Source organism: Methylobacterium sp., from assembly GCF_019745455.1.
Taxonomy (GTDB): domain Bacteria; phylum Pseudomonadota; class Alphaproteobacteria; order Rhizobiales; family Beijerinckiaceae; genus Methylobacterium.
Window position 1 is genome coordinate 20,189 of the sequence record NZ_JAIETD010000126.1, and the last position, 9,389, is coordinate 29,577.

Below are 9,389 nucleotides of genomic sequence, written 5' to 3' on the forward strand. Positions count from 1 at the left end.
ACGTCCACGCGTTCGAGAGGGTTGGAGTGGCGACCCCGGTTGGGCTCGAACCAACGACCTGCCGCTTAGAAGGCGGCTGCTCTATCCAGCTGAGCTACGGAGTCGGAGCGCCGGAGCCTTCCTAGCAGCCGCGATTTTCGAAGTCGATTGTCACGCGGCCGCCTTTCCCAAGAGGCGTTTCGAAGCGTCGTCAGGAAAATCGGCCCGCGGGAATGCAGCCTGCTTGATGGAGGCACCGCAAGCCGCTCCTCGCGGCGATGCTGCTATCTGTTTTTCCCTCGTGGACGTGACCAGGGCTCCGGTCGTGGAAAACCGAACGATCATGTCGAGATCCGCCCCGAAATCCGCTCGCTATCCGACGAGCCCCACCGCCGACCTCCCTTCCGAGAGCGGTTACAGTTCGGTCCTCGGCCGCAACATCCATGCGCTTCAGGAGCGGCAACGGATCGAGCAGGTACGGACCCCCCTGCAGGACCGGATCGCCGATGCCGTCACGCGGTTCTGCGGCAGCATGGCATTCGTCTGCCTCCACGCCGTGGTGGTTCTAGGCTGGATCGCCGCGAACCGGAATTGGCTGCCCGGCCTACCCGTCTTCGACGAGAGCTTCGTCATCTTGGCGACGGCGGCTTCCGTCGAGGCGATCTTCCTGTCGACCTTCGTGCTGATCAGCCAGAACCGCGCGGCCGCGGCGGCGAATGCGCGAGCCGACCTCGACCTCCAGATCAACCTCCTTTCCGAGCACGAGATCACGCGACTCCTCGCCCTCACGGCTGCGATTGCCGAGCGGCTCGGCGTTGAGGAGGCAGAGGATCCCGGCCTTGCCGAATTGAAGCAGCACGTGGCGCCGGAAAAGGTTCTGGACGAGCTGCAGCGGGACCGGTGAGGCACCTACCCATGGGCAGGCAGATGCCCGTCTCGGTCCCTACAAGGTGGCTGGGCGCCAGCGATCGAGCTCCCGGTCGATCGCCTCTTGAGTTCCCCTCATGAAGTCGCCCGCTGCCAGGCCCGGCGCCAGGGCGTCGAGGTATCGCACCACTACGGTGCCCGGACGCTTGGCGCTGCCGCCGGTCGGCCAGAACAGGCCCGAATTCACCGCAACAGGGAGAACCTTGAGGCCGAGCTTGCCGTACAGCAGCTCGACGCCGCGCTTGAACTGCACCGGTGTGCCGATCTCGCCGCGCGTTCCCTCGGGAAACATCAGGACGGAACGTCCCTGGGCGATGGCCGCACGGCTCTGATCGATCATGGTGCGCAGCGCCTGCGAACCGTTCGTGCGGTCGATGATGATCATCGGAGAGCGTCGCAGGAACCAGCCGACCACGGGGATCGCCACGAGCTCGCGTTTGGCGACGATGGCGACGTCGGGGATCATGATGAGGAAGGCGAGCGTCTCCCAGGCCGATTGATGGTTGGCGACGATGAGGCAGGGCTCGGCCGGAATGCGCTCGCGGCCCTCCTCGACATAGGTCAGCCCCACGATCCGGTGCAGGCCGAACAGAATGCCGCGCGCCCAGAGCCGCGTTGCCGCCCGGATCGGCCGCTCCGGCGCCCCGGCGATCGCCAGCACCACCAGCGGTGCGAGGAACAAGGCCGTCCAGGCGGCCCAGTAGAGGTTGAAGAGCACGGAGAGAAGGCGCGGCACGCGGGCAGTCCCTTGAGGCGAAGTTTTCGGGTCGGCGGCTGCGCATGAGGCCGGAGAACGGCATTTCCGCGGCGACGGGGACCGCGATCCGGTCTATCGGTGCGCTCGGGCAAGGCCGCCCGCGTGCTTCCGATCCGCCACCACTATCACGAGCCACAGCCGTTGCGCCTCACTGTCTCGACTTGGAACATCAATTCCGTGCGCCTGCGCATCGACCAGGTGCTGCGCTTCCTCGCCGAGGATCGGCCCGACGTGCTCTGCCTGCAGGAGACGAAATGTCCGGACGACGCTTTCCCCCTCAAGGCGCTGCGCGGCTCGGGCTACGAGCACGTCGTGTTCGCCGGGCAGAAAGGCTATAACGGGGTCGCGATCCTCTCGCGCTTTCCTCTTCTGAGCCGGGACGTGATGGGCTTCTGCGAGCGCGCGGACGCCCGGCACATTTCCGCGGTACTGGGCCCTGAAGCCGGTGCCGCCGCCGGCATCGTGCTCCACGATTTCTACGTGCCGGCCGGCGGCGACGTGCCCGATCCCGCGCTCAATCCTAAATTCGCCCACAAGCTCGGTTTCCTCGACGAACTGCGCGTCTGGGGCGGCCGCCGCGTCAGCGGCCCGGCGATTCTCGTCGGCGACCTGAACGTTGCGCCGCTCGAACACGACGTCTGGTCGCACAAGCAGCTCCTCGACGTCGTCAGCCACACTCCGGTCGAGACCGAACGGCTCGAGACCCTGCGCGGCGAGGCCGGCTGGATCGACACGGCCAGGCTCCTCACGCCGCAACCCGAAAAGATCTACACCTGGTGGAGCTACCGCTCTCCGGACTGGGCCTCGGCGAACAAGGGCCGAAGGCTCGACCACGCCTGGGTCTCGCCAGATCTGGCCGCGTGCGTGCGCGCCGTAACGGTCTCGCGGCACACGCGGGCCTGGGAGCGGCCGTCCGATCACGTTCCGGTGACGCTCACGATCGAGCTTTGAGCGCCACCTCCGTGCGTGGACCCGTGCCGGAGGAAACGCGGCGCCCGCAGGTAGCCTCTTGCCAAGACAGGGTCTCGGCAAGACTGTCCCCTGCCAAGATTGTCACTTGCCAAATCCACTCGCCAATAGCTAATGATATCGTCCCCTTCCCGGTGCCGTGCGGTTCGATCCGCGGCCCGCGGGTGCGTCCAGGCCGTTCCGGTCTCTTCGCTTTCGCAGTCGGTCCACCGCGTCCAATCCTCGGCGTCTTTCAGACCGGGCAGGTGTCGGTACTCGCGGCGATCCCTTCGGTGATCGCCGCACCGTTCTCGAAATCACAGTCCGGCGGGATGCCGGTCTCATGTCTTCGCGAGGTCAGGGAGAGGATGGTCGGACACACAGCATCGGTTGCCGCTGCTCGTGTTTCAAGCGTACGCATCGCGCGTGGCGCCGGTTCGCCATCGACCCTGGCCAGGATCAACCCCACGCGCGCCGCTTTCCGGCGCCCAACGGCGGTTGACGGCAATTTCCCAGCCCTGGCACTTACGCCCCCTTATTCGGGGTCGGCGCGAGCACGGCCGGTCGAGGCCTCACGGCCGAGGCCGGATGGCGCTCCGCCCGGAACGCCCGGCCGCAGGAGAACGACGTCGGCCGCCATGTCGAAAGTTCGTCATGGCCAACAACAAGATGCTCATCGATGCGATGCACCCGGAGGAGACTCGGGTCGTCACGGTCCACGGGTCCAGGGTCGAGGAATTCGACTTCGAAGCCGCCAACAGGCGCCAGCTCCGCGGTAACATCTATCTCGCCAAGGTTACCCGGGTTGAGCCATCGCTCCAGGCAGCCTTCATCGAATACGGCGGCAACCGGCACGGCTTCCTCGCCTTCAGCGAGATCCATCCGGACTATTACCAGATCCCCCTCGCCGACCGGCAGGCCCTGCTCGAGGACGAGGCCCGCGATGCCGAGGAGCATCGCGAGCGCGAGGAGCGCAAGCCCCGCCGCCGCAGCCGCGGCCGCCGTTCAGAGGCCGCGCGCAGTGCCAACACCGCCGATACGGTAAGCGCCGAGGACGTCGGCGAGGTCGCGGAGACCGGCCTCGGCGGCTCCGAATTGGATGTGCGGGTCGAGGTCGACCACGTCGAGACCAGCGAGGCTGCTGCGCCCACGGAAGCTCACGATCAGTCCTCCGAGACGGAGACGACCGAGCTTGCCAGAACCGGCGACATTGAAACACCGCCCTCCGCCGAGGCTGCTTTTCCTGCCGCTCCCGCCGAAGGCGAGGCCGACGCCCCCGTCGGCGCCCTTTCCGAGACGGCTGTCGAGAACGGCGAAGGCGAAAGCGCCGAAGCCGACGATTCCGCACAGGATGACGAAGCGTCCGACGACGATTCTTCTGACGACGATGAGGACGACGAGGAGGAGTCGGACGAGGACGACGACTCGGATGAAGACGACGACGAGGAAGACGGCGACGAGGAAGACGGCGACGAGGGCGAGGACGCCGAGCCCAAGATCGCCCAGGTCGGCGGCGACGCCCTCGCCGAGATCCCCGAGCGTCCGCGCACCTATCGGCGCCACTACAAGATCCAGGAAGTGATCAAGCGCCGCCAGATCATCCTGGTCCAGGTCGTCAAGGAAGAGCGGGGCACCAAGGGTGCGGCGCTGACCACTTACCTGTCGCTGGCCGGCCGCTACTCGGTGCTGATGCCCAATACCGGGCGTGGCGGCGGCATCTCGCGGAAGATCACCTCCGCTGCCGACCGCAAGCGCCTCAAGGAGGTCGCCCAGGACCTTGAGGTGCCGGACGGCATGGGCGTGATCCTTCGCACCGCCGGCGCGTCGCGGACCAAGCCCGAGATCAAGCGCGACTTCGAGTACCTGATGCGGCTGTGGGAGAGCGTGCGCGAACTGACGCTGTCTTCCTCCGCCCCGGCGCTGGTCTACGAGGAGGGCTCGCTGATCAAGCGCGCCATCCGCGACCTCTACAACAAGGACCTCGACGAGGTGCTCGTTGCCGGTGAGGACGCCTACCGCGAGGCCAAGGACTTCATGCGGATGCTGATGCCCGGCCAATCGAAGGTCGTGCAGCCCTACCGCGATCCGACGCCGATTTTCGCCCGCTACGGCGTCGAGCAGCAGCTCGACGCGATGTTCTCGACCCACGTCACGCTGAAATCCGGCGGATACCTCGTCATCAACCCGACCGAGGCGCTGGTCTCGATCGACGTGAACTCGGGCCGCTCGACCCGCGAGCACGATATCGAGGACACCGCCCTGCGCACGAACCTGGAGGCGGCAGAAGAAGTCGCCCGCCAGCTGCGCCTGCGCGATCTCGCCGGCCTCGTCGTGATCGACTTCATCGACATGGAGGAGAAGCGCAACAACCGCGCCGTCGAGAAGAAGCTCAACGAGTGCCTCAAGGACGATCGCGCCCGCATCCAGGTCGGGCGGATCTCGCCCTTCGGCCTCCTGGAGATGAGCCGCCAGCGCATTCGCACCGGCATGCTGGAGAGCTCGTCACTTCCTTGCGTTCATTGCGGTGGGTCGGGGTACGTCCGTGCGACCGCATCTGTAGCGCTGCAGATCCTGCGTTCCATCGAGGAATCCCTCCTCAAGAGCACGAGCCACAACCTCGTCCTGCGCACGCGCACCGAGGTGGCCCTCTACATCCTCAACCAGAAGCGCGCGCACCTGCGTGAGCTGGAAGTGCGCTTCGGCGTCACCGTGACCATCGCCGCCGACGAGCGCCTCGCCGCGACATCGGCCTTCCAGCTCGACCGCGGCGAACCCGCCACGAGGATGGAAGGACCGGCCACTGGTGTTCGCGCGACGGCCGTCGCCGCGATGCCTGAGCTCGACGACGACGAGGAGATCGAGGCCGAGGAGCTCGAGACCACCGAGGGCGTCGAAGCGGAGGCAGCGCCTTCGCGCGGCGAGGCCCAGTCGGGCGAAGGCGAGGAGGGTGCCGAGGGTCGGGGTCGCCGCCGCCGCCGCCGTCGCCGCCGTGGCGGTCGCCACGAGACCGGCGAACAGGACGGTGTCGAGCAGGCTGCCGGGGATGAGGAGGGCCAGGGCGAGTCAGAGGACGGCGGCGAGGACGAGCCGGAGGTCGCTTCGGCGTCATCCGTCGAGGCTGCTGCGCCGGGTGAGGCTGCTAATCCAGGCGAGGAAGATGGCGCCGTTCGGCGCCGCCGTCGCGGACGTCGCGGCGGCCGGGGACGCGAGCGCGGTGAAGGCAGGGAGCGCTCGGCTTCCGCCGATCGCCAAGATTCCGACCTTGAGGTCGAGGAGACCGCGTCCGAGCGTCCGGTGCTCGTGCAGTCCGAGGAGCCCGTCACCGCAGAGGCGATCGAGGCTGTGAGTGCGTCCGGTCCGCCGGCATCCCTTGAAACTCAGCCGTCGGAGGCCGGGGCGCCGATGTCCGAAGCGGTCGTTCTCGACTTGCCGATCACCGTGACGCCGCCAGCGCCGGAGAGGACCACCTCTACCCTTTCGGACGCGGCGCCAGCGCCGAATCCCGAACCGGCGCCGGAGCCTGTCGCGGTGGTGCTGACCCCGCCCGATCCGGATCGGCCGAAGCGGGCCGGCTGGTGGTCTCGTACCAAAGCGGCTCTGACGGGGGAGTGATCCTTCGCCCATCAGAGATGACGAATCCGGGCGGTGGCGCGTATGCGCCGCCGCCCTTCTCTTTTGCCGGATTGGGTGTTCGAGGGGTTCTGGCCCGAGGAGAGGTCAGCGCCGCCCCATCACGACGCGGAGCTTCTCGGCCAGATCCTTGCGCAGGTAGGGCTTGCTGAGGAGAGGCTGGTCCGGCGGGACGCCCTGCTCTCCGAGGGCCGAGGCGGTATAGCCCGACGTCAGCAGCACCCTGAGATTGGGGCGAAGCCGACGGGCTTCCACGGCGAGCTGAACCCCATTCATGCCGCCGGGCATGACGACATCCGAGAACAGGATGTCGATGCGGTCCGATCCCTTCAAGAGGTCGATGGCGGCGGCTCCCTGGCTGGCGGTGAGCGTGCGATAGCCGAGTTCCTCCAGGCTCTCCACCGCCATTTCGAGCACTGCGGCTTCGTCCTCGACGACGAGGATGACCTTGCCGTCGGAGGCGCGGCGGAGCGGCATGGTGTTCTCGCTGGACACCTCCGATGCCCTCTCGGCCGAGCGCGGCAGATAGATCGTGATGGTCGTCCCATCCCCGGCGGCGCTGATCAGCCCGACATTCCCGCCCGCCTGCTTGGCGAACCCGTAGACCTGACTCAGGCCGAGGCCCGTCCCCTTCCCCACATCCTTCGTCGTGAAGAAGGGCTCGAACGCCCGGGCCTTCGTCGCCGGGTCCATGCCCGTTCCGGTATCGCTGACCGAGACGGCGACGTAATCGCCAGAGGCCAGGTCCCGAATGTCCTCGATGCCCGCCGTGCCGACCACGACGTTGCCGGTCTTGATCGTCACCGTCCCGCCCCTCGGCATGGCATCGCGGGCATTGACGGTGAGGTTCAGGATGGCGCTCTCGAACTGGCCGGGATCGAGCCGGACCGGATCGAGCGATGCATCGAGATCCAGGGTGATGGGGATCGTCTCGCCGACGGCCCGCTGCAGTACCGACCGGAAATCCGTCAGCAGCCGGTTCGGGTTGACCGTCTCCGGCCGAAGCACCTGCCGGCGCGAGAAGGAGAGCAGCTTTTCGGTGACCTCGGCCCCCCGGCGGGCTGCCGTCATCGCGGAAGCGGCAAGCCGTTCCACCCGCTGAATGTCGCCCGGCCTTCGACCGATCATGTCGAGGTTGCCGATGATGATCGTCAGCAGGTTGTTGAAGTCATGGGCGACGCCACCGGTGAGCTGCCCGATCGCTTCCATCTTCTGGGTCTGGTTCAGTCGTTCCTGCGCTTCGCGGCGCTCGGTCGTGTCCATCACCACGCCCGCCATCGTCAGGAGCTTGCCCGATCCGTCGAAATAGCCTTTTCCGCGAAGCGCGATCCAGCGCGTCGTACCATCGCCTGCCCGTTGTATGCGGCACTCGCATTCGAGGTGTCCGTCAAGCGTCGCACGGGCGAAGGCGGCCTCGACCAGGTCCTGATCTTCCGCGACCACGTGCTCGCGAAGGGTTGTCAGATCCCAATCCGGCTTCAGGCTCTCGTAGCCGAAAATGCGATCGTGCCTGAGCGTGCGGCGCGACTGTCCCGTCGCGACATCGAGTTCCCAATCGCCCATATCCGCGGCTTCCAGGGCGATCGCGAGATTGTCTCGGGCGAGCTGAAGGTCTGCCCGCTGGCGCTCGCGCTCCGCGGCCGTGTGCTCGGCCTGACCGTAGAGAAAATCGACCTCGCGCAGATAGACTGCGAGCAGGATGACGCCGGCGATCAGCGCCCCCATTCGGCCGGCTAGCCAGCCGAGCGTACCGCGCGCCGCCCCCGGCAGGGTCACGGCGTTATCAAGGACCAGCAGGAACAGAGAGACGGCGAGCCAGAGCTGCAATACCGTTCGAAGACGGGTGGTCCAGCACAGGATGACCAGCGCAAGGACGTTGAGTACAACGACGGACGGCCCGACGCCCGATGTCGTCAGCAGCCAGTAATCGTCGCCCTGCACCGTCTTCGGAAGGAGATGGACGTAACGCGTGACGAGAGCTGTCAGTAATCCAACGACGGCAAGCGTTGCCAGGACCGTGTAGCGTTCCGCCGGAACGACGCGCGCGGGATCGATCTGGCCCTCGGGCTTCCGACTCTCGAGGATCGCGTAAGGAATGGCAAAGAGGGGCGGCCCGATATGCCAGAGGGTCCACAGCCACGTGGTCGTATCGGGGCCGACGCCGAGGATGCGCTGCGGGCCGAAGATGTTGGGAAACGACAAGAGCTGAATCAGGACGATCAGCGTCGTGAACAAGCCGCCGGCAGCGAGAACGAGGAGAGGAACAGAGCGCGTACGGCGGTATTGCGCGAAGAGCAGGTAAGTCGTCACCGCATATACGGTGATCAGTGCCGCCTGATAGGCAGGAATGAAGCCCGGCATCGGCGCCAGAGGCTGTCCGACCATCGGGAGGAAACATAAGGTGACCACGATGAACCCTGCGCAGACGACCATCGCTGCGCGACGCTGGGCAGACGTTGCGGAAGCGTTGGCGAGGGTCGGCAGGCGTGGAGCCGAATAGATGTCGAGCATGGGGAACTCCACTCGGCGCCGCGGCACAAATTACATATGATATATTTTATTCAGACCGTATCACCGCACCTGTCCTTCGGCTATGCGCGCGTAAGCACAAGGGAGTGAAATCGTTACGGAGCGCTATCGGGCGCCGTTCGACGATCTGCACGATGGCCGCAAGCTGACTTCAAGCTTTCTCTTCGAGGCAGCCATGCGTTGCGGGAGGACGCGTTCGGGAGTGAAAGGGCACCCCTGAAGAAGGGCCATTCAGGCTGTCGGAAATCTCACAGGAGAGCTACCGGGACCAGGTCATGCAGGATGCGAGGCTTGCGGAACCGTTCATCATGCGAAGGGCCAGAGCGAGCTGGACGGAGCGACCCTCGGCCCTTCATCGCTCCCTTCATTTTTTCACTTGACGGTTTCCGCGGGCTCACCTAGATACCTTTTCACCGGCGCTGGCCACGTTTGTGGTTTGGCGTTGTTTTCATCTTTGGGGTTTGGCGGGTTGGCTTGCCTTTTGATTGGGGCGGGTTGATTTGTCGTCTTCTTGGGTGTGTTTCTGTTGGGTGTGTTGGTTTAGCGGAAAAGACCTGCACTTCTCCCAAGGCCTTGGACTTGGCATAGAGCGATGTAGACGACGCGTCCGCGCCGAGCG

The 9,389-nt window shown here is 66.1% G+C and carries 7 protein-coding genes and 1 tRNA gene; 3 read left to right on the forward strand and 5 right to left on the reverse strand.

The annotated features are described in order from the left end of the window. Positions 1-27: 27 nt before the first annotated feature. A tRNA-Arg gene (locus K2Y56_RS22210) sits at positions 28-104 on the reverse strand. A gap of 218 nt (positions 105-322) precedes the next feature. On the opposite strand from K2Y56_RS22210, the gene K2Y56_RS22215 reads away from it, so the two are divergent. Further along, positions 323-883, forward strand: coding sequence for a DUF1003 domain-containing protein (locus K2Y56_RS22215; protein WP_292512929.1), 561 nt, complete (start codon positions 323-325; stop codon positions 881-883). 39 nt (positions 884-922) lie between these two features. Here K2Y56_RS22215 and K2Y56_RS22220 read toward each other — a convergent pair whose 3' ends face one another. Next, positions 923-1,642: a lysophospholipid acyltransferase family protein gene (locus tag K2Y56_RS22220; protein ID WP_292512932.1), complete on the reverse strand. Its 720-nt coding sequence runs from the start codon at positions 1,640-1,642 to the stop codon at positions 923-925. A 162-nt stretch (positions 1,643-1,804) separates the two neighbouring features. Here K2Y56_RS22220 and K2Y56_RS22225 point away from each other — a divergent pair, with 162 nt between their 5' ends. Further along, entirely contained in the window at positions 1,805-2,614 is an 810-nt protein-coding gene (locus K2Y56_RS22225) for an exodeoxyribonuclease III (protein WP_292512950.1), read from the forward strand. A gap of 250 nt (positions 2,615-2,864) precedes the next feature. Here K2Y56_RS22225 and K2Y56_RS22230 read toward each other — a convergent pair whose 3' ends face one another. Next, on the reverse strand, positions 2,865-3,080 hold the full coding sequence (locus tag K2Y56_RS22230) for a hypothetical protein (protein ID WP_292512935.1): 216 nt from the start codon (positions 3,078-3,080) through the stop codon (positions 2,865-2,867). 185 nt (positions 3,081-3,265) lie between these two features. Here K2Y56_RS22230 and K2Y56_RS22235 point away from each other — a divergent pair, with 185 nt between their 5' ends. After that, positions 3,266-6,223: an Rne/Rng family ribonuclease gene (locus K2Y56_RS22235; RefSeq protein WP_292512938.1), complete on the forward strand. Its 2,958-nt coding sequence runs from the start codon at positions 3,266-3,268 to the stop codon at positions 6,221-6,223. Between the two features lie 105 nt (positions 6,224-6,328). Here the strand turns inward: K2Y56_RS22235 and K2Y56_RS22240 are convergent, their stop codons facing one another. Further along, entirely contained in the window at positions 6,329-8,752 is a 2,424-nt protein-coding gene (locus K2Y56_RS22240; RefSeq protein ID WP_292512941.1) for an MASE4 domain-containing protein, read from the reverse strand. A 428-nt stretch (positions 8,753-9,180) separates the two neighbouring features. Beyond that, on the reverse strand, positions 9,181-9,389 hold a 209-nt coding region (locus tag K2Y56_RS22245), incomplete at its 5' end, for a hypothetical protein (protein ID WP_292512945.1).

Excerpts from the sequence above, each read along its gene's own strand:
- K2Y56_RS22215 (WP_292512929.1), top strand. The coding sequence starts at position 323 with ATGTCGAGATCCGCCCCGAAATCCGCTCGCTATCCGACGAGCCCCACC.
- K2Y56_RS22235 (WP_292512938.1), top strand. The coding sequence starts at position 3,266 with ATGGCCAACAACAAGATGCTCATCGATGCGATGCACCCGGAGGAGACT.
- K2Y56_RS22240 (WP_292512941.1), bottom strand. The coding sequence starts at position 8,752 with ATGCTCGACATCTATTCGGCTCCACGCCTGCCGACCCTCGCCAACGCT.